This window comes from Micromonospora sp. NBRC 101691, assembly GCF_030269285.1.
In the GTDB taxonomy this organism is placed as follows: domain Bacteria; phylum Actinomycetota; class Actinomycetes; order Mycobacteriales; family Micromonosporaceae; genus Micromonospora; species Micromonospora echinospora.
On the sequence record NZ_BSTB01000008.1, the window covers coordinates 246112 to 266974 of the forward strand.

The following is a 20863-nucleotide window of genomic DNA, read 5'->3' on the forward strand; positions in this document are numbered from 1 at the left end:
CCGCAGTCAGTGCAGTGCGGCGTTCCACACGTCCGTGTGCGCATCGAGGTACTCCGCAGTCGTCAACCAGTAGGGACCGTCTTCGTTCCAGATCCTCGCCCATGGCTGGCGCTGCTGTTCGTGGCCCTCACGCAGAAGGTCGTACATCGCTCGGGCACGACGGCCCAGCATGACTGCCAAGGCCGACCGTGAGACATCGTCGAGCGCGTAGCCGTCGACCACCGCACGCAGCCGCGCTGCGGACTCGGATACCGGACGGTCGGCCCGCAGCCCCGCCATGCTCTGTGCGGCATAGGCGATGTCCCACAGCCGGGATCCTGGTGCGGCGCAGTCCCAGTCGATCAGCACCCAGCCTCGGATCGGAGACCTGACCAGATTCCACGGCGCCACGTCGTTGTGGCAGATGATCTCTTCGCGATCCGGCGGGATGACTTGGTTCCAGAGCGCGCCGGGCGGCGGAACGAAACTGGCCGACGCCTCGTGCAACTCGGCCACCATCCGACCGATCGACGACAGCTCCGGCGGCGAGTACGTGCCGGACTCCGCACCAGGCTCGCCGGGCACGTACTCCAACACCTGTCGGCCCTTCTCATCACGCCCCAACGGTCGAGGGGCCGCGGGGAAACCCACCGCATGCAGGTGTTCGAGAAGAGCATCGACGCTCTCGGTCCACGGCCCGACCGGACGCCGAACGGTGTCACCGACCCGTACCACGCCCGTCGTGACGTTGCCCTTCAACGGCTCTTCATCGATGCTCACTTCGAGATCCTGGCTCAACCCGAACACGGTGGCCAAGCCCTTGTGACCGACCTTCGCGAGCGCGCCACCTGACGACGATCCTGGGCCGACCTACGCCACCAACTCCTCGCTGAGGGCCCACAGACGCGCGGCGGCCTCGGGGTCACGGGCCAGAGGGCTCGGCTCGATCTGCCTGCCGCGGCAGAAGTAGCCTCCGGTGACCCCGGCCGCCGCCGGGGCGCTGGCCAGGTGGACGGGGGTGGCCGCGCCGGTCTGGACGGTACCCATGAAGGGCTTGGCGGCCGTGACGAGCAGCTTGGCGACGCCGCGGACCTCGCGGCCCAACTGGGTACGGATGAGGCCCGGGTGCAGGCAGTTGGCGACCACACCGGTGCCGGTCAGGCGCTTGGCCAACTCGACTGTGAACAGAATGTTCGCCAGTTTCGAAAGCGGGTAGCTCGGCTCGCCGCGGGCCAGTTCGCCCCACGGGATCTGCTTGACCGAGCTGTGCACGTTGGACGACACCGTGATCACACGGGCCGGCGCGCTGCCCACCAACCGTTCCCGAAGCAGGTTGGTCAGCAGGAACGGCGCCAAATGGTTGACGGCGAACATGGTCTCGTAGCCGTCGACCGTGAACTGCCGCTTGAGCATGATCACACCGGCGTTGTTGTCGAGCACGTCGAGCCGGTGGTACTTCTCCAGCACCTCGGCGGCCAGCCGGCGCACTTCGGCCAGGCTCGACATGTCGGCCGTCAGGAGGTCCACCTCGGCGCTGGGCGCCCGATGCCGGATCTCCTCGACGGCCGCTCGCCCTCGCTCGGCGTCGCGCCCGACAATGACTACGGTGGCCCCCAGCTCGGCCAGCCGGGCCGCCGTCTCCCGGCCGATCCCGCTGGTTCCGCCGGTCACCAGGCACACCTTGCCGGACATGGTGGTCATCGACCCTCCCGGATGCCGGATGTACGCGCCGCAGCACTATTTTCTCCGGGTGACGCCTCGGGTACCAGGTGTGATCGGATGCTTTCCAGGAGAGCCTTCGTCAAGGCCGCGCAAGCCTGGATCTTGGCTACGTCGATTCGCGTTTCCTGCCGGCGGCGGCGCGCGCCGACACGGCCACGAGGCTGATTGCCCCGGCCGCTGACGCTGCAACTGTCCCCGCCTCCCATGCCGTCCGGCCATGGTGCAGACGCGCCGCGACCCACGATTGCCGACGACACGCATACGACACAGCAAGCGAGATCGAGTGGGCCAGAGCAGGATTGAGTAAGACTCAAGAAAAAGGCCCCTGACCGGCATTCTTGCTGGTCAGGGGCCTTTTTGTGCACCTGGTGGCGGGTAGAGGATTCGAACCTCTGTAGCTTTCGCGACGGATTTACAGTCCGCTCCCATTGGCCGCTCGGGCAACCCGCCAGGGCACCCCACCGCGCCGTAACGCGGTAGCGGAGCAAGGATAGCGGCTCCACCCGGGGTCCGTGCAACCGGGTACGGTCAGGGGGCCGTACCGCTGGTCGAGGACGACCGCAACCGTCAAGCAGGACAGCCGGACAAGCAGGAGCATGAGCATGGCAGCCAACCCGTCGTTCGACATCGTCAGCAAGGTCGACCGTCAGGAGGTCGACAACGCCCTCCGTCAGGCGGAGAAGGAACTCGCGACGCGGTTCGACTTCCGGGGCACCGGCGCGGAGATCTCCTGGTCGGGCGAGGAGGCGATCAGCCTCCAGGCGGAGACCGAGGAGCGGGTCCGCGCCGCGCTGGACGTCTTCAAGGAGAAGCTGGTCAAGCGGAACATCTCGATGAAGTCGCTGGACGCCGGTGACCCGCGCTCGTCGGGCAAGGTCTTCAAGATCGACTGCAAGGTGATCCAGGGCATCGACTCGGACAAGGCCAAGGCGATCAGCAAGAAGATCCGGGACGAGGGGCCGAAGGGCGTCCAGGCGCAGATCCAGGGCGACCAGCTCCGGGTCACCGGCAAGAAGAAGGACGACCTCCAGGCGGTCATCGCCCTGCTCAAGGCCGAGGACTTCGGGGTCGCCCTCCAGTTCACCAACTACCGCTGACGGTCCCCGACGTGCGGCTCCGCGACGTCCAGGCCGACGACGTGGCGGCGTACGTCCGGATGCGTTGCGACCCGGCGATGACGGCCCATCTCGGTGGGCCGTTTCCCCGGGACCGGGTGGAGGCCCAGGTGGCCCGCGACGTCGAACTGGTTGCCGGCGGCACCAGCCTGATCAAGATGATCGTCGTCGACTCCCCCGTGCCGGGCACGGTGGCGGGCACGGTGACGCTCTGGCCGCACGAGGTCGACGGGGAGCCCGGGGCGGAGATCGGCTGGATGGTGCTCCCCGAGCACCAGGGACGCGGACTCGCCCGGCGAGCCGTGCGGAGCCTGCTCGACCTGGCCGGCTCCGACGACCGGTGGGGCGTGGTGCACGCCTTCCCGGACGTCGGCAACGCCCCCTCGAACGGCATCTGCCGGACCCTCGGTTTCACCTCGCTCGGCGAGCGGGAGTGGCCGTTCCGGGGACGGGTCTTCCGCGTCCACCACTGGCGGATCGACCTGCGCGGCTGACCCGTCCCGGACGTACCGCGCGGGTCAGACCGCCTCGGCGGCGAGGGTGTGTTCGGTGCGTACGGCCTGGGCTTCGGCGCGGGCGATGGAGCCGCCGGGGCGGCCCGCCACCCCGGCCGCGACGAGGACCGCCGCGCCGGCGAAGACGAACGCCCACGGGACGCCGCCGTGGTCGACGATCAGACCGGCCACCGCGCCGCCGGCGGCGCTCGCGCCGACCGACATGGTGACCACCCAGGTGTACGCCTCGTTGAGCATGCCGGCCGGGGTGACCCGGCCGACCATGGTGTTCTCCAGGGTGAGCGCGGGGGCGATGGTCGCTCCCCCGACGACCAGCGTCACGCCGAGCGCCAGCGGGGCGGTCATCGCCGCGAAGACCAGGAAGCTGGCCCCCACGCCGCCGAGCAGCCAGGCGAACTGGCGGGTCATGTTCTTCGCCGGGCGGCGGGTGCCGAACCAGAAGCCGCCGACCGCGCTGCCCACTCCCCAGACGGCGAGCAGCAGGCCGGCGAGGCTCTCCGCGTCGCCGTCGGTGGAGGCGCTCGCGTACGCCGGGACGGTCACGCCGGCCGCCCCGAACGCGATGCCCAGCCCGGCGACGCAGAGCAGCAGGGCGGGGAAGCCGGGCACCCGCAGGGGGCCGAGTCCCTTGGCGTGGGCGTGCCGGGGGTGCGGCTGCCAGTTGCGCATCACCCGCCCGAGGGCGACCACGGCGGTGCCGACCAGGGTGACCACGGCGGAGCCGACCAGGGCGGCCCGGGCGTCGGCGACCAGCACGAAGCCGGCCGTCAGCAGCGGCCCGAGGACGAAGACGACCTCGAAGAGGGTGGTCTCGGCGGCGAGCGCGGTGTTGCGCAGGTGGTACCGGCCGCTGGCGACGGTGGTCAGGTCGTTCCAGGCGCCCCGGATCGCGGCGGTGAGCGGTGGGTAGGTGGCACCGGCCACGCCGGCCGCGACGAAGATCAGGGGCAGCGTCTCGGCCCCGGGGCGGCTGGCCAGCAGCAGACCGACCAGGGCGAACGGGTGGGCGACGGCGGTGGCGAGCAGGATCGGGGTGGGCCCGATCCGGTCGGCGATCCGGCCGGCCACCGGGCTGAACGCGGCACCCGCGACGGCGTACGTGGCACCGGCCACGGCGGCCAGCGAGTACCGCCCGGTGACCTCCTCGACCAGCAGCAGCAGCGCCAGCGAGGTCATTCCGATCCCGAGCCGGCCGATGATGCCGGTGACGAGCAACACAGGTGCTCCGGGGATCCGCCATACGTCCCGGTACCGACCCAGTGCGGCCACGGTGTCTCCTCTGCTGCGGACGCAGCCGTTCGCGTCCGCGGTGAGCGGTGATGGTGTGTGGCGGCGCGGTAATGGGCGGACGGCTCTACGACCCTGACGCCGGACGGTCCGACCATAACCCGTTCCGGCAGTACGGAGAAACGGTTACTCCGCTCACCCTGGACGGACCGCTGACAGGGTTCCGCCCGCGACCGGGACCTGGTCGCGGGCGGAACGGCTGGCGTTCAGGGGCGGCCGGGCGCTCCCCGGCCTGCAGGGGCGGCCGGGCGGTCCCGGCGTACGGTCAGCGCTGGAACTGCACCGGGCCGCTGTTCGCGGCCATCTGCTCCAGCCGGCGGACCCGCTCCTCCATCCTCGGGTGGGTGGAGAAGAGGTTGGCGACGCCGCCGCCCTTGAACGGGTTGTCGATCATGAGGTGCGCGGTGCTGGTCAGCTGCCCCTGGGCGGGGAGCGGGCGACGCTGGGTACCCATGTGGATCTTGCGCAACGCGCTGGCCAGGGCCAGCGGGTCGCGGGTGAGTTGGGCCCCCGAGGCGTCCGCCTGGAACTCCCGGCTCCGGCTGACCGCCAACTGGATCACCGTGGCCGCGATCGGGCCGAGGATGAGGGTCAGCAGCAGCACGGCCGGGTTCGGCCGGTCCTCGTCGTCCCCGCCACCGAGCGGGATGAACCAGGCGATGTTGGCGAGCATGGTGATGATGCCGGCCAGGCCGGCGGCCACGCTGGAGATCAGGATGTCCCGGTTGTAGACGTGCGACAGCTCGTGTCCGATGACGCCCCGCAGCTCCCGGTAGTCGAGGATCTCCGTGATGCCCTGGGTGACACAGACCGCCGCGTTGCGCGGGTTACGGCCGGTGGCGAAGGCGTTCGGCTGGGCGGTGGGGCTGACGTAGAGCCGGGGCATCGGCTGCCGCGCCTCGGTCGCCAACTCCCGGACCATCCGGTACAGCTCCGGGAACTGCGCCTCGCTGACCGGCTGGGCCCGCATCGACCGCAGCGCCAGCTTGTCCGAGTAGAAGTAGGTGACGCCGTTCATGACCAGGGACGCCACGACGGCGATGACGAGTCCGCCACTGCCGCCGAACCAGTAGCCGACCGCGAGGATCAGCGAGGTGAGCAGGCCGAGCAGCGCGGCGGTCTTGAGACGGTTGTGGTGCACGATCACTCCTTCGGTGCCCGGATCTGCCGGGATCCGTCAACCGGTGACAACAACCCGGTACCCCGCAACCATCCCTCTCATGACTGTGAGTAACCTGAGAACGGCACGCGAAGGCACCGCGACCGCCCGGAGAAGGACGCCCCGGCTAGACCAGATCGAACAGGAGCTGCGGGGCCAGACCGAGCACGACCGCCACGGCGCTGGCAGCCGCCAGCGCGGCAATAACGCTCCGTGACGGAGTGCGGGAGGGTGCCGACGCGGCCGGGGAGGCGTACAGGGTCGCGGCGACACGCAGGTAGTAGGCCAGGCCGACGACCGCGTTCACCGCCACCACCAGGGCCAGCCAGCCCGCCCCGCCCGCCACCAGCGACCGGACCACGGTCACCTTGGCGAACAACCCGGCCAGCCCCGGCGGCAACCCGGCCAGCCCGACCAGGGCCAACCCGAACGCCGCCCCGGCGAAGCGGTGCCGCCGCGCCACGCCCCGGTACTGCTCGACCGTGCCGCCGTCCGCGCCGTCCGGCCGCAACGCCACCACGCCCGCGAAGGCGGCGAGTTCCAGCACCACGAAGAAGACCGCGTACGCCACGGCGGCGGCGTAGGCGGCGGTGCGGGCGTCGGTGGTGCGCCCGGCGGCCAGTGCCAGCGCGCCCAGCGGGGCGAGAATGTAGCCGGCCTGGGCCACCGAGGACCAGGCGAGCAGCCGGACCATCCGCCGCTGCCGCAGCGCCACCAGGTTGCCGACGGTCATGGTGAGCGCGGCCAGCAGGGCGAGCACCGGACCGGTGACGGTCGCCGGCAGCGCGTGCTGGACCACGGCGAGCAGCGCGACCACCCCGCCGAGCTTCGAGGCGGTCGACAGGTACGCGGCCACCGGCACCGGCGCGCCGTCGTAGGTGGCCGGCGCCCAGGCGTGGAACGGCACCGCCGCCACCTTGAACGCCAACCCGAGCACCACAAGCGTCACCGCGACCGTGGTCAGCGGCAGGTCGAGCAGCGTGCCGTCGGCCAGCGCCGCGCCGAGCGGACGCAGGTGCAGCCGGCCGGTGACCGCGTAGAGCAGTGCCGCGCCGAGCAGGGTGACCGTGGTGGCCACCACGCTGACCACGAAGAAGGTCACCGCCGCCTCGGCCCCGGCCAGGCTGCCCCGGCGCAGCCCGACCAGCACGTACAGCGGCAGGGTGAGCGTCTCCAACGCCACGATCAGGGTGATCAGGTCGCCGGCCGCGCCGAGCACGACACCGCCGGTCATCGAACAGGCGAGCAGGAAGCAGAACTCCCCCACCGGCACCCGCCCGCCGCGCAGCAGCGGACCGGAGAGCGCCAGCACGCCGAGGGTGAGCAGGGCGAAGACCGCGCCGACCAGTCCCGCCCGGTCGTCGGCGACCCAGGAACAGCCGTCGGCGACGCAGAACGTCCCCCGGTCGCCGCCGGCCCCGACCAGCGCCGCGCCGAGCGCGGTGGCGGTCGCGCCGGACGCGGCAGCCGCCACCGTGGCGCGCGGCCGGGCCAGCAGCAGGTCGACCAGGAGCACGAGGACGGCCGTCCCGGCGGCCAGGTATCCGGGCAGCAGCGCCACGTGGTCGATGGACTGGACCGCGCTCACGGGGCCGGCCTTTCGTTCGCGACTGCGGGGCTCCGCTCCGCTGCACTTCTCGCGCTCACGGGTGCACCACCTCCAGCAGCGCGGCGACCGGGGCCTCGGCGACCCCGAGCACCAGCGTCGGCACCAGTCCGATGGCCAGGGCGAGCAGCACCAGCGGGGCCCAGGCGACGAGTTCCGCCCCGGCGAGGCCCGGGGAGAGACCGGCCACCGCCGGGCCGGGCCGCCCGTGGGTCACCCGGCGCAGCAGCCGCAGCAGGTACGCGGCGGTGAGCGCCCCGCCGACCGCGGCGAGCACGCCGAGCGTGCCCCAGAGCGCCCCGCCGACCTCGATGGCGGCCACCACGGCGAACGCCTCGCCCCAGAAGCCGGCGAGACCGGGCAGGCCGAGCGAGGCGACCGCGGCGAAGGCGAGCAGACCGGCGAGGCGGGGTGCGGTCTCCCGCAGCCCGGACAGGTCGGCCAGCTCGCCGGTGTGGGTACGGTCCTTGACCGCCCCGGCGAGGAAGAAGAGCAGACCGGTGATCACACCGTGCGCGACGTTGCCGATCAGGGCCGCCTGGATGCCGGTGGCGGTGAGCGTGGCGATGCCGAGCAGCACGAAGCCCATGTGCCCGACGCTGGAGTACGCGATCAGCCGCTTCAGCTCGTCCTGGGCGAGGCAGACCAGCGAGCCGACGAGGATCGCCGCGACGGCGAGCACGCCGAGCACCGGCGCGGCCCAACGGGCACCCTCCGGGGCGACCCCGACGGCGACCCGGACCAGGCCGTACGTGCCCATCTTGAGCAGCACGCCGGCGAGGATCACGCTGCCGACGGTGGGGGCCCGGGTGTGCGCGTCGGGCAGCCAGGAGTGCAGCGGCCAGAGCGGACTCTTCACCGCGAAGGCCAGCCCCAGCAGGATGAACGCGGCCAACTGGGTGCCCCGGGACAGCTCCGACCCGCCGGTCAGCGCCACGATGTCGGCGGTGCCGGCGGCCGACACCACGACGTACACCCCGACCAGCAGCAGCACCGAGCCGGCGAGGGTGTAGAGGGCGAACTTCCGGGCCGCCGCGCGGGCTCCGTCCCGGTCGGCCGCGTCGCCACCGGCCCCGTCCGCGCCGCCCCAGCCGGCGATCACCGCGTACATGGGCAGCAGGACGACCTCGAAGAAGAGGAAGAAGAGGACCAGGTCGAGGGCGAGGAAGGTGCCGAGGATGCCGACCTCGATCACCAGCAGCAGGGCGACCAGCACACTCCCCCGGCCGCCGTCGGGCACCCGCCAGAGGGAGTACCCGCAGCAGAGCAGGGTGAGCAGGGCGGTCAGCACGACCAGCGGATACGAGATGCCGTCCACGCCGAGGTGGAACCGCAGGTCCAGGGCGGGCACCCAGGGCACGTCGAGCCGGTGCCAGGGCAGCACGCCGGGTTCGGTCGCCGTGTACGCCGTCCAGGTGCGGTCGCCGGTGGCGAGCAGCGCCGCCGCGACCAGGGTGAGCGCGGCGGCTGCCGTGCCGGCTAGCCGCCCGGCCCGGTCACCGGGCAGCGCGGCGGCCAGCACCGCGCCGAGCGCGGGCAGCGCCAGCACCGCCACCAGCAGGATCTGACCGGCCGTCACGCGTCACCCCCGGGCCGACCGGGCGGACAGAGCGGCTGGGTCGTCATGCGACACCTCCGACCAGGACGGCGGCGAGGCCGATGAGCAGGACGCCGGCCAGCACCGCCACCGCCGCCCGGGGCAGGGCCGCCCGGTGCAGCGCGGCCAGTCCGCCGCCGAGGCCGGTGGCGGCCCGCCCGCTCCCCTCGACCGCCCCGTCCACCACCCGTTCGTCACCGGTGCGCGCGAGCCGGGCCAGGCCGACGACCGGGCGTACCACCAGGGCGTGCTGGACGTCGTCGAGCCGGAACGCGGCGGCGAAGACCGGCCGCAGTGGACCGAGCGCCGCCGCCGGGTCGGCGGCGGGGTCGCGTCGCCACCGCCACCCGGCGAGCCCCGCGCCGAGCAGCAGCAACGCCAGCGGCAGCAGCAGTTCGGGGCCGAGGTGGACCAGTTCCCCCTCGCCGCCGAGCCGGTCGGTCAGGGCGGGGGTGAAGCCGGCCAGACCGAGCAGGGCGGCCGGCACGGCGAGCAGCAGTACGGGCCAGCGCATCGCCGCCGGCGGGTCGTGCGGGTGGGCCAGCGGGGCCCGGCTGGTGCCGAGGAACGTGCGCAGCAGCAGCCGGGTGGCGTACCAGGCGGTGACCGCGACGCCGACCAGCCCGGCGAGCCAGACCAGCCATCCGACCCAGGCCGGGGCCGGCCCGCCGCCGTGCCGGGCGGCGTCCTCGGCGGCGGCGAGGACGCCCTCCTTGCTGAAGAAGCCGGAGAGCGGCGGCATCCCGGCCAGCGCGCCGAGCCCGACCAGGGTGCACCAGAAGGTGACCGGCATCTGCCGGCGCAGCCCGCCCATGCCGGACATCAGCGTGGTGCCGACCGCGTGGATCACCGCACCGGCGGCGAGGAAGAGCAGCGCCTTGAACGCGGCGTGGGTGAGCAGGTGGAACAGGGCCGCCGAGGAGGAGCCGACGGCCAGCGCGCCGGTCATGTAGCCGATCTGGGAGACCGTGGACCAGGCGAGCACCCGTTTCAGGTCGTCCTGGGCGGTGGCGGCGAACGCGCCGAGCAGCAGGGTGACCGCGCCCATGACGCCGAGCACCGCCAGCGCGACCGGGGCCGCCTCGAAGAGCGGGTACAGGCGGGTGACCGCGTACACCCCCGCCGCGACCATGGTCGCGGCGTGGATCAGCGCGGAGATCGGGGTGGGGCCGGCCATCGCGTCCGGCAGCCAGGTGTGCAGCGGGAACTGGGCGCTCTTGCCGGCCACCCCGGCGAGCAGCAGCAGGCAGGCGGCGGTGAGCGTGCCGGTGGCGTGGTCGTGGGCGAGCACGTCGGCGATCCGGAAACTGCCGGCGCTCACCCCGAGCAGCGCGATGCCGAGCAGGAAGCCCACGTCGCCGACCCGGGTGACCAGGAACGCCTTCATCGCGGCGGCCGGGGCCTGCGGCAGCCGCCGGTCGTGGGCGATGAGCAGGTAGGAGCAGATGCCCATCACCTCCCAGCCGACCAGCAGCGGGATCAGGTCACCGGAGACCACCACCAGCAGCATGGCGCCGGTGAAGAGGCTGATCTGCGCCGCGTAGGGCGGGTAGCGGTGGTCGACCTCGACGTCGTCGTCCGGGCCCCGCCGCAGGTAGGCCACCGAGTAGACCTGCACCGCGAGCGCGACCGCGGCCACCGCGACCGCGACCAGCGCCGCCGCGCCGTCCAGCCGGACGCCGAGGGTCACCCGCAGGTCACCCAGCTCGATCCAGGTGCGGGCGTGCTCGGTCGGACCGTCGAGGGTGACCAGCAGGGCCACCGCGAGCAGCAGCGCCCCGGCCGCCCCGGCCACCCCGAGGCCGATCGCCACCCGCCGGGCCCGCTCCCCGCCGCCGGCCCGGCCACGCGGGGAGGGCGCCAGCAGCAGCCCGGTCAGCCCCGCCACCAGCGGTACGGCCGGCAGCAGCGCGCCGAGGGTCTGGACACGGTTCACCGGGCGGCCTCCTCGGGGCGCTCGGCCGACCCGGCGCGGGCGTGCCCGGGGCTCCCGGCCGGCTCCTGCTCGGGGCTCCCGGCCGGCTCGGGACGCTCGGTGAGCGGGACCTCGTCCACCGCGACGGTGGCCCGCAGCCGGTAGAGCTGGAGCACGATGGCCAGCCCCACACCGATCTCGGCGGCGGCGAGGACGATCACGAACAGCGCGAAGACCTGCCCGCCGTGCGGCAGGGCGGCCCGGACGGTGGTGTCGGCGGTGACCAGGATCAGGTTGACCGCGTTCAGCATCAGTTCGACGGCCATCAGCACCAGCACGGCGTTGCGCCGGCGCAGCACGCCGTAGACGCCGAGCCCGAAGAGCAGGGCGGCGGTGACGTACGGGATGACCGGCCTCATCGGACGTCCCCGTCCGCCCGGCCGTCGCCGTGCTCCGGACGGTCGCCCGCCTCCCGGCGGCTGCCGATGGCGGGGCGGGAGATGATGATCGCCCCGACCAGGGCGGACAGCAGCAGCACCGAGAGCAGCTCGAACGGGAGGACCCAACTGCCGAAGATCTCCGCGCCGAGGCGTTCGGCGGTGCCCGCCTCGGGCAGCTCCACCGTCGTCCACCGGTACGCGTCGACCAGCAGCGCGCTCAGCCCCAGACCGGTGCCGCCGCCGACCAGGGCGGCCGGCCAACCGGGCCGGTCCAGGTCGTCGGAGGCCCCGATCGGGGCGCGGGTGAGCATCACCGCGAAGAGCAGCAGCACCACCACCGCGCCGACGTAGATCAGCACCTGCACCCAGGCGACCAGTTCGGCGGTGAGCACCAGGTACATCCCGGCCAGCGCGCCGAGGCAGACCACCAGGTGGAGGCCGGCCCGGACCAGGTGTCGCGTGGTCACCACCAGGGCACCCGTGCCGACCGCCACCGCGCCGAGCGCGAGCAGCAGCACGTCCACACCGGTCACTGTCGGGTCCCCTCCGTACCGCCGTCGGGGCGGGCCCGGGTCGGACCGGCGGCGGGGGCGGACCCGGCGGCGGCCTTGCGCGCGGCGGTGGTCTCCTCCTTGGCGGGTTCTCCGTTCGGGTCGTGCGCGGGCGGCGGCGGAACGGTCGCCATCCACTGCCCGAGGTGGTCCTTGTCGTGCAGGAGGTCCCGGATGTCGTATTCGGCGTACTCGAACTCGGGCGACCAGTAGAGCGCGTCGAACGGGCAGACCTCGACGCAGATGCCGCAGTACATGCAGAGCGAGAAGTCGATGTCGAAGCGGTCGAGCACGTTGCGCTGGCGGGGGCGGGCCGCGCCGGGCACGGCCACCTCCTCCTTGTGCGAGTCGATGTAGATGCACCAGTCCGGGCACTCCCGGGCGCAGAGCATGCAGACCGTGCAGTTCTCGGCCAGCAGGGCGATCACCCCACGGGAGCGGGGCGGCAGTTCGGGCGCCACGTCCGGGTACTGCTGGGTGGTCGAGCGGCGGGTCATCGTCTTCAGCGTGACCGCCAGTCCCTTCGCCAGTCCGCTTCCGGGCACACCGCTGTCACTCATGCAGTCATCCTGCCCTGTGTCCCCGGCGTGCGCGACCACCACCCGGCAGTTGCCGGCGGTACCGTGACCGGTGGGGAGAACGACCGCACCGGGAAGCACCGCGAAAGGACAGCCCGATGACCGCCGCGCTGCAGAACGGCGATCCGCCCGAGGGCGGGTGGACGACCGACGATCTGGACGCGCTACCCGACGACGGGCGTCGCCGTGAACTGCTCGATGGAGTGCTGCTCGTGTCCCCCTCCCCCACCCGGCTCCACCAGACCATCGCCATGCGGCTCGGCGTCGCGCTGGAAGAGGCGTGTCCCGACGAGTACGACGTGACCCAGGCCGTGGAGGTCCGGCTCAACCGGACCCGGTCGTTCATCCCGGACGTGCTGGTCACCACCGCCGAGGCTGCCGCCGGCAACCCCGCCCACTACGCGCCGCACCAGGTGGTGCTGGCGGTGGAGATCGTCTCGCCGAGCACCCGCTCGGTCGACCGGGTGCTGAAGCCGGCGCTCTACGCCCAGGCCGGCATCCCGTACTACTGGCGGGTCGAGGTGGAGGACGAGGCGATCGTGGTCTACACGTCCCGGATCGACCCGGTGGACGAGGTCTACACCGAGACCGGGCGGTGGACGAAGGTCGTCGACACCGGGGAGCCGTTCCCGGTGAACCTGTCGATCGCCCGGATCACGCCCCGGGGCCGGTGACCGGCGGCAGCACCTCCACGCCGAGTTGCAGCAGGAGCTGGAACAGCTCGTTGACGCTCCACACGTCCACGATCCGGCCGTGCGGGTCGAACCGCAGGAAGCTCGCCCCGGAGTAGCTGACCACCTGTCCGGTCGGCGGCACCGGCCCGAACTGCCCGGTCTGGGTGCCGGCGGCCCGCCACCGTACCGCGACCCGGTCGCCACCGGCCGCCACGTCCACGATCTTGTAGCGGAGGTCGGGGAAGGCCGCCCGGCGTTCCCGGTGCCAGGCCAGCGTCGCCGCCGGACCGGTCCCGCCCAGCCCCGGGCACTCCGGCCCGATGAGGTCGTACGCCGTCTCCTCCCGGCCGCCGTTCCAGACGTCGGTGACGAGGCGACGGGCCAGGGCCTCCAGGTCGGTCACCCGGCGAGCCTAGCCGTGGACGCTCGGGCCGGCGGACGGCCCACGAACGTCTTGCCCTCCACCACCGACTCCGCCGGCGCCCACGGCCGAGGGACGCCCCACGGCGACGACCGGCGGACGGCCGGCGGCGCGTGGGTCGGCGGGCGTGAGTCGGCGGGCCCGCCGTCGGCGGATCGGACATGATGGGGACGGCAGACGATCTGGCGCACCGCGAGGGGGCGACGTGAGCGACACCGGCAGCGGCTCGACGACGAGCGACGACGAGGTCCTGGAGCGGACCGGGGGCAAGTACGTCGAGCCGGGAGGTGAGTTCACCCGCGACCAGCGCTACATCGCCACCCGGATCACCGCCGACGGGCGGGACGGCTATCCGGTGGAGCCCGGCCGGTACCGGCTGGCGGTGAGCCGGGCCTGCCCGTGGGCGAACCGGCTGATCATCGTCCGGCGGCTGCTCGGCCTGGAGGAGCCCATCTCGATGGCGGTGGCCGGCCCCACGCACGACAAGCGGAGCTGGACCTTCGACCTGGACCCGGACGGCCGGGACCCGGTGCTCGGCGTCGAACGGCTGGCCGAGTCCTACTTCAAGCGCTTCCCCGGCTACGACCGGGGCATCACCGTGCCGGCGATCGTGGACGAGCCGACCGGGCAGGTGGTCACCAACGACTACGCGCAGATGAGCCTGGACCTGTCCACGGAGTGGACCGCGCACCACCGGCCGGGTGCCCCGGAACTCTACCCGGACCGGTTGCGCGCCGAGATCGACGAGGTCAACGCGTTGGTGTTCAGGGACGTCAACAACGGCGTCTACCGGTGCGGCTTCGCCGGCAGCCAGGAGGCGTACGAGCGGGCGTACCGCCGTCTCTTCGATCGGCTGGACTGGTTGAGCGACCGGCTGGCCGGCCAGCGTTACCTCGTCGGGGACACCGTCACCGAGGCCGACGTGCGGCTCTTCACCACGCTGGTCCGGTTCGACCCGGTCTATCACGGCCACTTCAAGTGCAACCGGCAGAAGCTCACCGAGATGCCGGTGCTGTGGGCGTACGCGCGGGACCTGTTCCAGACTCCCGGCTTCGGCGACACGGTCGACTTCGACCACATCAAGCGGCACTACTACGAGGTGCACCGGGACATCAACCCGACCGGGGTCGTGCCGCTCGGGCCGGACCTGGCGAACTGGCTGAGCCCGCACGGCCGGGAGGAACTGGGCGGGCGTCCGTTCGGTGACGGTACCCCGCCCCCGCCGCCCCCGGCGGCCGAGCGGGTCGACCCCGCGCACACCCCGCTGGGCTGACACGTCCCTGGACATCCGCCCGCCCCGCCTGGTCGTCCGGGTGGGGCGGGCGGTTCCACAGGCATCCGAAACACCGCAAAGACATCGACATTCCTCGCGCCTTAACATAACGTTCAATCGAACCTGATCGAATTGTTGGCGATTCGGCCGGCTTGCGTCGGCCGACGTCCGACCACGGTGTCCACTGTGGACGACGATTCCTGAGGAGGATCGAACCTTGCGGAAGCCAGGTGGCAGAACGGTACGCCGGGGCGTACTGGCCGGCATGGTCGTCGGTGCGCTCGTGGCCGCCGTCACCGCTCCGGCGGCGGCAGCCCCGCGTGCGGCGACGCCGGAACGGCCCGTGCCCGCCCCGTTGCGGGCAGGCGGGCCGGAGGCCGCGCCGGACCGGTACATCGTGGTGCTCTCCGACTCGCCGGCCGGCACCGACCGGGCCGCACGGACCGCACAGGCGCGCGTCGCCTCCGTCGCGGAACGGGCCGGCGGCACCGTGCTGACCCGCTACACGCAGGTCCTCGACGGGTACGCGGCCCACCTGCCCCCGGCCGCCCTCGCCGCGGTGCGCAACGACCCCGCCGTGGCGTACGTCGAGCGGGACACCCGCATCCGGGGCGGCCTGACCAGCGACGTGTCGACGCAGGCCACCCAGCCGAACCCGCCGTCGTGGGGGCTGGACCGCATCGACCAGCACTACCTGCCGCTGAACAACAGCTTCGGGTACACCTCGACCGGCTCCGGCGTCACGGTCTACGTGGTCGACTCCGGTATCCGGGCCACCCATGTCGACTTCGGCACCCGGGCCAGCGGGGTCTACGACGCGGTCGGCGACGGCAACGGCACCAACGACTGCCACGGTCACGGTACGCACGTGGCCGGAACCGTCGGCGGTGCGACGTACGGCGTCGCCAAGTCCGTCACGATCAAGGCGGTACGGGTCCTCCAGTGCGACAACACCGGCTGGACGTCGGACCTGATCGAGGGCATCGACTGGATCGCCGCCAACCACGACCCGGTCTCGGTGGCGAACTTCAGCCTCCAGGGCTACGGCACCACCCCGAACACCGCCGTGGAGAACCTGATCGACGAGGGCGTGCACACGGTCTTCATCGCCAACAACTTCAACACCGACGCCTGCACGAACGGCCCGCGCTCGTCCCGGGGCGTGACCGTCGCCGCGACCGACTCCACCGACACCCGGGCCTCGTTCTCCAGCTACGGCACGTGCGTCGACATCTTCGCCCCCGGCGTGAGCATCACCTCGGCCGGCATCGCCTCGAACACCGCGGTCGCCTCCGGCTGGTCCGGCACCTCGATGGCGGCGCCGCACGTCGCCGGGTGGCTGGCCCGGTACCGGCAGCTCAACCCCACGGCCTCGATCGCGACGGCCAAGAGCGCGTTGATCACGGCCGCCACCACAGGCGTCGTGATCAACCCGGGCACCGGCTCGCCGAACCGCCTGCTCTACGCCGCTCCGTGACCACCCCGGCCGGTCGGGCGCCCGCCCGGCCGGCTGGCGGAAGGTGCCCCGCCTCCCTGCGGAGACGGGGCACCTTCCTGCCGGCCGAGCGTCAGCGGGCGACCCGGTTCACGTCGCCACCCGGACGGCGGCGGTCAGGACGAGCTGGCCGAGCGCGACCGGCACCAGGACCAGCCAGCACAGGCGCTGGAGCTGGTCCTCCCGGAGCCGGGGATACGACACCCGCAGCCAGATGATCACGAACGAGACGGCGAAGACCTTCAGCAGCGTCCAGAGCCAACCGAGGTACTCGTCGCCGAAGGGGCCCTGCCAGCCACCGAGGAAGAGCACGGTGGTCAGCGCGGCGATCACCACGATGCCGACGTACTCGGCGAGGAGGAAGAAGGCGAACCGCAGGCCGGTGTACTCGGTCATGTAGCCGAAGACCAGCTCGGAGTCGGCGATCGGCATGTCGAACGGAGGACGCCGGATCTCGGCGAGCCCGGCGACGAAGAACACCACCATCGCGGGGGCCTGCCAGAGCAGCCACCACGGCTGCCATGCCTCGACGATGCCGGGCAGGCTGAGCGTGCCGGCCGCCATCGCCACCGACGCGGCGGCCAGCACCAGTGGCAGCTCGTAGCCGAGCAGCTGGGCGGCGCCGCGCAGGCCGCCGAGGAGGCTGTACTTGTTGGCCGACGCCCAGGCCGACATGAGCACCGCGACCACGCCGACCCCGACCACGGCCAGGACGAAGAAGAGGCCGATGTCCAGCGGCTGCCCGACCAGGTCGCCGGGGCCGAGCGGGATCACCAGCAGGGCGAGAAGGTACGGCACCAGCGCCACCGCCGGGGCCAGCCGGAACACCGGACGGTCCGCCGCGCGCGGGGTGACGTCCTCCTTCTGCACGAACTTGATGCCGTCGGCGACGAGCTGCGCCCAGCCGTGGAAGCCACCGGCGTACATCGGGCCGAGTCGACCCTGCATGTGGGCCATCACCTTGTGCTCGGCCTGCCCCACGACGAGCGGCAGGACCAGGAAGGCGGCGAGCACCCCGACCACCCGCAGGGTCAGCTCCAGCCAGAGCGGCATCAGCGCGCACCCCCGCCGTCACCGTCACCGGGCGCGGGCCGCGGCGGTGGGTCGCCGGCGGCAGGGCGCTGGGGCGGATCGCCGGCGGCAGGGCGCGGCGGTGGGTCGCCGGCGGCGGGCCGCTGGGGTCGGTCGCCGGCGGCAGGCCGCTGCGGTCGGTCGCCCCGGGGCGGCCGGTCGCCCGGGGGGCGGCGGGCCGGGCGGGCGGGTGCGCCGCCGCGCGGCCCCTCCCCGACGCCACCGGCGCCGGCCGGGGTCGGCGTGGAACCCCACTCCCCCGGCGCGGGGACGCCCGGCGGGCGGACGGCCCGGCGGCCACCACCGGCCTCCGACTCGCCCGGTTCCTTCGCCCCCGGCCACGGCTTCGCCACCCGGGAGGCGAGCACGAACTCCTTGCGCAGCGGATGCCCCTCGAACTGCGGCGGCAACAGCAGCGGGCGGAGTCCCTCGTGCCCGGCGAACACGATGCCGAACATCTCGTGCGTCTCCCGCTCGTGCCAGTCCGCGCCGGGGTAGACGTCCACCACCGACGCCACCTCGGCGGCCTCCCGGGGCACCCGGGTGCGTAGCAGGACCCCGTGCCGGCGCGTGGTCGACCAGAGATGGGCCACCACGTCGAAGCCGGCGTCCAGCTCGTCGACGGCGGAGAGCCAGTCGAAGAAGTCGCAGGCCAGCTCCGCGTCGTCCCGCGCCGCGCGCAGCGCGTCCCGCCAGCGCGCCGGCGGCACGTCGACGGTCGCGCGAGCGTACGCCTGGCCGCCGGAGATGCCCGCGACCGCCGCCTCGTCCGCGACCAGCTCGACCAGCCGTCGCCCGACTCCCTCCGCCTCCATGCCCCGATCCTATGGCCCGCCCGACCCCCGCACCCGCCCCCATCCGTTGATCATGGAGTTGGTGGCACGCCACGCAGCCACCTTGATGATCAACTGCGGTAACGCGACGTGCGCGGAGGTGGGAACGGGGAGGATCGGGTGGTGCGGGCGATAACGGTGGCACCCGGGGTGGCGGACTCCCTGCGACTCGACGACACCTGGCCGGAACCGGACCCCGAGGAGGGGGCGATCCTGGTCGAGGCGCTCGCCGTGGGCATCTGCGGCACCGACCACGAGATCGTCGCCGGGGAGTACGGCGAGGTGCCGCCGGGGGCCGACCGCCTGGTGATCGGGCACGAGTCGCTGGGCCGGGTGCTGGAGGACCCGACCGGCACCCTGCACCCCGGCGACCTCGTCGCCGGGATCGTCCGCCACCCCGACCCCGTGCCCTGTGCCAACTGCGCGGTCGACGAGTGGGACATGTGCCGCAACGGCCGCTACACCGAACACGGCATCAAGGCGCTGCCCGGCTTCGCCCGGGACCGCTGGCGGGTCTCCCCGAAGTTCGCCATCGGCCTGGACTCCCGCCTGGCCGACGTCGGGGTGCTCCTCGAACCGGCCAGCGTGGTGGCCAAGGCGTGGGACCACATCGACCGGATCAGCCGGCGGACCGAGTGGCAGCCGCAGAACGTACTGGTCGCCGGGGCCGGTCCGATCGGCCTGCTCGCCGCACTGTTGGCCAGCCAGCGCGGGCTGACCGTGCACGTGCTGGACCGTGCCCCGACCGGACCGAAACCGACGCTGGTGCGGGCGCTCGGCGCGACGTACCACACGAGCACCGTCGACGAGTTGGACTTCGAACCCGACATCACGGTGGAGTGCACCGGCGCTCCGACCGTCGTGCTCGACGTGATGTGCAAGGCCGCCCCGGTCGGCATCGTCTGCCTCACCGGTGTCTCCAGCGGGGGGCGGATCATCGACTTCGACGCGGGCGCGCTGAACCGGGCGATGGTGCTGGAGAACACCGTCGTCTTCGGCTCGGTGAACGCCAACCGCCGGCACTGGGAGCTGGCCGCCGAGGCCCTCGGCCGGGCCGACCCGTCCTGGCTCGGCAGCCTGGTCACCCGCCGGCTCCCGGTCGAGGCGTACGCCGAGGCGTACCGCCCCGGCCCGGACGATATCAAGGTGGTGCTGGAGTTCGCCCGCTGACCCGACCGGGCCGACCGGGTCAGGTCGGCGGAGCAGGCCGGGTCAGCGGAGCGGGCCGGGTCAGCGGAGCGGGCTCAGCGTCCGGGCACCTCAGAGGCCGGGCAACTGGCCGTTGCGGAACAGGTCGACGAAGAGCTGGTGGTCCTGGCGGGCCTGGAGCCCGTACGTGTGGGCGAACTCCACCAGGTACGTCACGAAACCCTGCTCGTCGGCGTCGACGGCGGCGACGATCGCCTCCTCGGTGGAGTAGTCGACCAGGTCGTGGCTGGACTCGTCGTCGGCGACCGAGTGCATCCGGGCGACCGCCCGACCCAGGTCGGCGATCACCCCTGCCAGTTCCTCCGGCTCGTTGACGTCGGCCCAGTCCAGGTCGGCGGCGTACGGGGACACCTCGGCGACCAGTTGGCCCACCCCGTTCAGCTCGGTGAAGCCCAGCCACGGGTCGGCGTGCGCCTGGAGTGCCCGCTGCGACTCGGCCGTCCGGTGCCCCTGGTGCCGGAAGTAGCCCCGGACGCCCTCGTCGTCGATGTGCCGGGCCACGGCGGGCACCTGCGCCTGCTTCATGTAGATGACGACGTCGTTCTCCAACGCCTGCGTGTGCCCCTCCAGCAGGAGGTTGTACGACGGCAGCCCGGCCGAGCCGATGCCCACGCCCTTGCGTAGCACCACGTCCTTGACCTGGGCGGCGACCGGACGCAGCCGGGCGCTGGAGGCGGGCAGCGTGTCCAGGTAACGGTGGAACGACTGGCAGACCGCCTCCCGGGTCGCCTCGTCGACCTCGTAGACCCCGTCGCCGACGGAGAAGCGACGCTCGTAGTTGTCGACGGTGGTCTGCGCGGCGAGCAGGTCGACCCGGGTGTTCAGCCGGGCCTGCTGGAGCACCCGGCGCAGCACGCCGTCCGCGTTGTCCAGGGTGATCGAGCCGATCGCGTCGTCCCCGCCGTGCGCGATGGCCCGCAGCTCGGTCAGGTACGACCGGGCGAACGCCCGCACCAGGTCGCTGATCACCTGGTCGGAGAGGGCCTTGGCGTACCCGATCAGCGCCACGCTCGCCACGAACCGCTTCAGGTCCCAGGAGAAGGGGCCGACGTACGCCTCGTCGAAGTCGTTGACGTTGAACACGAGCTGCCCGGAGGCGTTCATGTAGGTGCCGAAGTTCTCCGCGTGCAGGTCACCGTGGATCCACACCCGGCTGGTCCGCTCGTCGAGGAACCGGTCGTCGGCGTACTCGCCGACCTGGTCGGCGTAGAAGAGCGAGGCACTGCCCCGGTAGAAGGCGAACGGCGAGGCGGCCATCTTGCGGAACTTGCGCCGGAAGGCGGCCGGGTCGAGGGCCATCGACGGCCCGAACTCCTCGATCAGGACGTCGACGATGCGGGCGGAACGGCGGTCCAGGGTCTGGCTCATGGGCGCTCACGCTAGTCCCCGGCCACCACTGCTTGATCTTCGCCCGCCGACCGGC

20 protein-coding genes and 1 tRNA gene are annotated in these 20863 nt (G+C 72.8%); 6 read left to right on the plus strand and 15 right to left on the minus strand.

Annotated elements, in window-relative coordinates; genetic code table 11:
- Positions 1 to 6 precede the first annotated feature (6 nt).
- The 3 genes from QSK20_RS15565 to QSK20_RS15575 all read right to left on the minus strand — a co-directional run bounded on the left by QSK20_RS15565 (position 7) and on the right by QSK20_RS15575 (position 2151).
- Positions 7 to 759 (minus strand): phosphotransferase enzyme family protein, encoded by a 753-nt coding sequence (locus tag QSK20_RS15565; RefSeq protein ID WP_285789299.1) that lies wholly within the window; start codon positions 757 to 759, stop codon positions 7 to 9.
- Between the two features lie 90 nt (positions 760 to 849).
- On the minus strand, positions 850 to 1680 hold the full coding sequence (locus QSK20_RS15570; RefSeq protein ID WP_285789300.1) for an SDR family oxidoreductase: 831 nt from the start codon (positions 1678 to 1680) through the stop codon (positions 850 to 852).
- A 387-nt stretch (positions 1681 to 2067) separates the two neighbouring features.
- Positions 2068 to 2151, minus strand: a tRNA-Tyr gene (locus QSK20_RS15575).
- A gap of 152 nt (positions 2152 to 2303) precedes the next feature.
- On the opposite strand from QSK20_RS15575, the gene QSK20_RS15580 reads away from it, so the two are divergent.
- Positions 2304 to 2798: a YajQ family cyclic di-GMP-binding protein gene (locus QSK20_RS15580; RefSeq protein WP_088985513.1), complete on the plus strand. Its 495-nt coding sequence runs from the start codon at positions 2304 to 2306 to the stop codon at positions 2796 to 2798.
- Between the two features lie 11 nt (positions 2799 to 2809).
- Positions 2810 to 3310, plus strand: a complete 501-nt coding sequence (locus QSK20_RS15585) for a GNAT family N-acetyltransferase (protein WP_285789301.1) — start codon at positions 2810 to 2812, stop codon at positions 3308 to 3310.
- A gap of 24 nt (positions 3311 to 3334) precedes the next feature.
- Here QSK20_RS15585 and QSK20_RS15590 read toward each other — a convergent pair whose 3' ends face one another.
- The 8 genes from QSK20_RS15590 to QSK20_RS15625 form a co-directional block, all read right to left on the minus strand.
- Positions 3335 to 4600: an MFS transporter gene (locus tag QSK20_RS15590; RefSeq protein WP_285789302.1), complete on the minus strand. Its 1266-nt coding sequence runs from the start codon at positions 4598 to 4600 to the stop codon at positions 3335 to 3337.
- A gap of 283 nt (positions 4601 to 4883) precedes the next feature.
- The gene (htpX, locus tag QSK20_RS15595; protein ID WP_285789303.1) at positions 4884 to 5759 is read right to left on the minus strand and encodes a zinc metalloprotease HtpX; all 876 of its coding nucleotides are present in this window, start codon (positions 5757 to 5759) and stop codon (positions 4884 to 4886) included.
- 145 nt (positions 5760 to 5904) lie between these two features.
- Positions 5905 to 7365 (minus strand): NADH-quinone oxidoreductase subunit N, encoded by a 1461-nt coding sequence (locus tag QSK20_RS15600; protein WP_285789304.1) that lies wholly within the window; start codon positions 7363 to 7365, stop codon positions 5905 to 5907.
- Positions 7366 to 7420: 55 nt separating this feature from the next.
- The gene (locus QSK20_RS15605) at positions 7421 to 8962 is read right to left on the minus strand and encodes a complex I subunit 4 family protein (protein WP_285789305.1); all 1542 of its coding nucleotides are present in this window, start codon (positions 8960 to 8962) and stop codon (positions 7421 to 7423) included.
- A gap of 43 nt (positions 8963 to 9005) precedes the next feature.
- The gene (locus QSK20_RS15610; RefSeq protein WP_285789306.1) at positions 9006 to 10916 is read right to left on the minus strand and encodes an NADH-quinone oxidoreductase subunit 5 family protein; all 1911 of its coding nucleotides are present in this window, start codon (positions 10914 to 10916) and stop codon (positions 9006 to 9008) included.
- Entirely contained in the window at positions 10913 to 11314 is a 402-nt protein-coding gene (gene nuoK / locus QSK20_RS15615) for an NADH-quinone oxidoreductase subunit NuoK (RefSeq protein WP_285789307.1), read from the minus strand. The genes QSK20_RS15610 and nuoK overlap by 4 nt, the downstream gene beginning before the upstream one ends.
- A complete protein-coding gene (locus tag QSK20_RS15620; RefSeq protein ID WP_285789308.1) occupies positions 11311 to 11868 on the minus strand; it encodes an NADH-quinone oxidoreductase subunit J family protein in 558 nt (185 codons plus the stop codon). The genes nuoK and QSK20_RS15620 overlap by 4 nt, the downstream gene beginning before the upstream one ends.
- Positions 11865 to 12446, minus strand: a complete 582-nt coding sequence (locus tag QSK20_RS15625) for a NuoI/complex I 23 kDa subunit family protein (protein WP_285789309.1) — start codon at positions 12444 to 12446, stop codon at positions 11865 to 11867. Before QSK20_RS15625 ends, QSK20_RS15620 begins: the two co-directional genes overlap by 4 nt.
- Positions 12447 to 12562: 116 nt before the next feature.
- Between QSK20_RS15625 and QSK20_RS15630 the strand changes: the two genes are divergently transcribed.
- Positions 12563 to 13138, plus strand: a complete 576-nt coding sequence (locus QSK20_RS15630; RefSeq protein WP_285789310.1) for a Uma2 family endonuclease — start codon at positions 12563 to 12565, stop codon at positions 13136 to 13138.
- On the opposite strand, the gene QSK20_RS15635 is transcribed toward QSK20_RS15630, so the two are convergent.
- Positions 13119 to 13541 carry an ester cyclase gene (locus QSK20_RS15635; RefSeq protein ID WP_285789311.1) on the minus strand — a complete coding sequence of 141 codons (423 nt, stop codon included), beginning with the start codon at positions 13539 to 13541 and terminating at the stop codon, positions 13119 to 13121. The two genes, QSK20_RS15630 and QSK20_RS15635, sit on opposite strands and share 20 nt — an antisense overlap.
- A 223-nt stretch (positions 13542 to 13764) precedes the next feature.
- Between QSK20_RS15635 and QSK20_RS15640 the strand changes: the two genes are divergently transcribed.
- Both QSK20_RS15640 and QSK20_RS15645 read left to right on the plus strand, forming a co-directional pair.
- Positions 13765 to 14832 (plus strand): glutathione S-transferase family protein, encoded by a 1068-nt coding sequence (locus tag QSK20_RS15640; protein WP_502888902.1) that lies wholly within the window; start codon positions 13765 to 13767, stop codon positions 14830 to 14832.
- Positions 14833 to 15049: 217 nt separating this feature from the next.
- On the plus strand, positions 15050 to 16309 hold the full coding sequence (locus tag QSK20_RS15645) for a S8 family peptidase (RefSeq protein ID WP_285789312.1): 1260 nt from the start codon (positions 15050 to 15052) through the stop codon (positions 16307 to 16309).
- 108 nt (positions 16310 to 16417) lie between these two features.
- On the opposite strand, the gene QSK20_RS15650 is transcribed toward QSK20_RS15645, so the two are convergent.
- Positions 16418 to 17380 carry a complex I subunit 1/NuoH family protein gene (locus tag QSK20_RS15650; RefSeq protein ID WP_285789313.1) on the minus strand — a complete coding sequence of 321 codons (963 nt, stop codon included), beginning with the start codon at positions 17378 to 17380 and terminating at the stop codon, positions 16418 to 16420.
- Entirely contained in the window at positions 17380 to 18213 is an 834-nt protein-coding gene (locus tag QSK20_RS15655; RefSeq protein WP_285789314.1) for an NADH-quinone oxidoreductase subunit C, read from the minus strand. The genes QSK20_RS15650 and QSK20_RS15655 overlap by 1 nt, the downstream gene beginning before the upstream one ends.
- A 141-nt stretch (positions 18214 to 18354) precedes the next feature.
- Between QSK20_RS15655 and QSK20_RS15660 the strand changes: the two genes are divergently transcribed.
- Complete coding sequence (locus tag QSK20_RS15660; RefSeq protein WP_285789336.1) at positions 18355 to 19401, plus strand: glucose 1-dehydrogenase; 1047 nt, start codon at positions 18355 to 18357, stop codon at positions 19399 to 19401.
- 90 nt (positions 19402 to 19491) lie between these two features.
- Here the strand turns inward: QSK20_RS15660 and QSK20_RS15665 are convergent, their stop codons facing one another.
- Entirely contained in the window at positions 19492 to 20808 is a 1317-nt protein-coding gene (locus tag QSK20_RS15665) for a DUF2252 domain-containing protein (RefSeq protein ID WP_285789315.1), read from the minus strand.
- Positions 20809 to 20863: the final 55 nt, after the last annotated feature.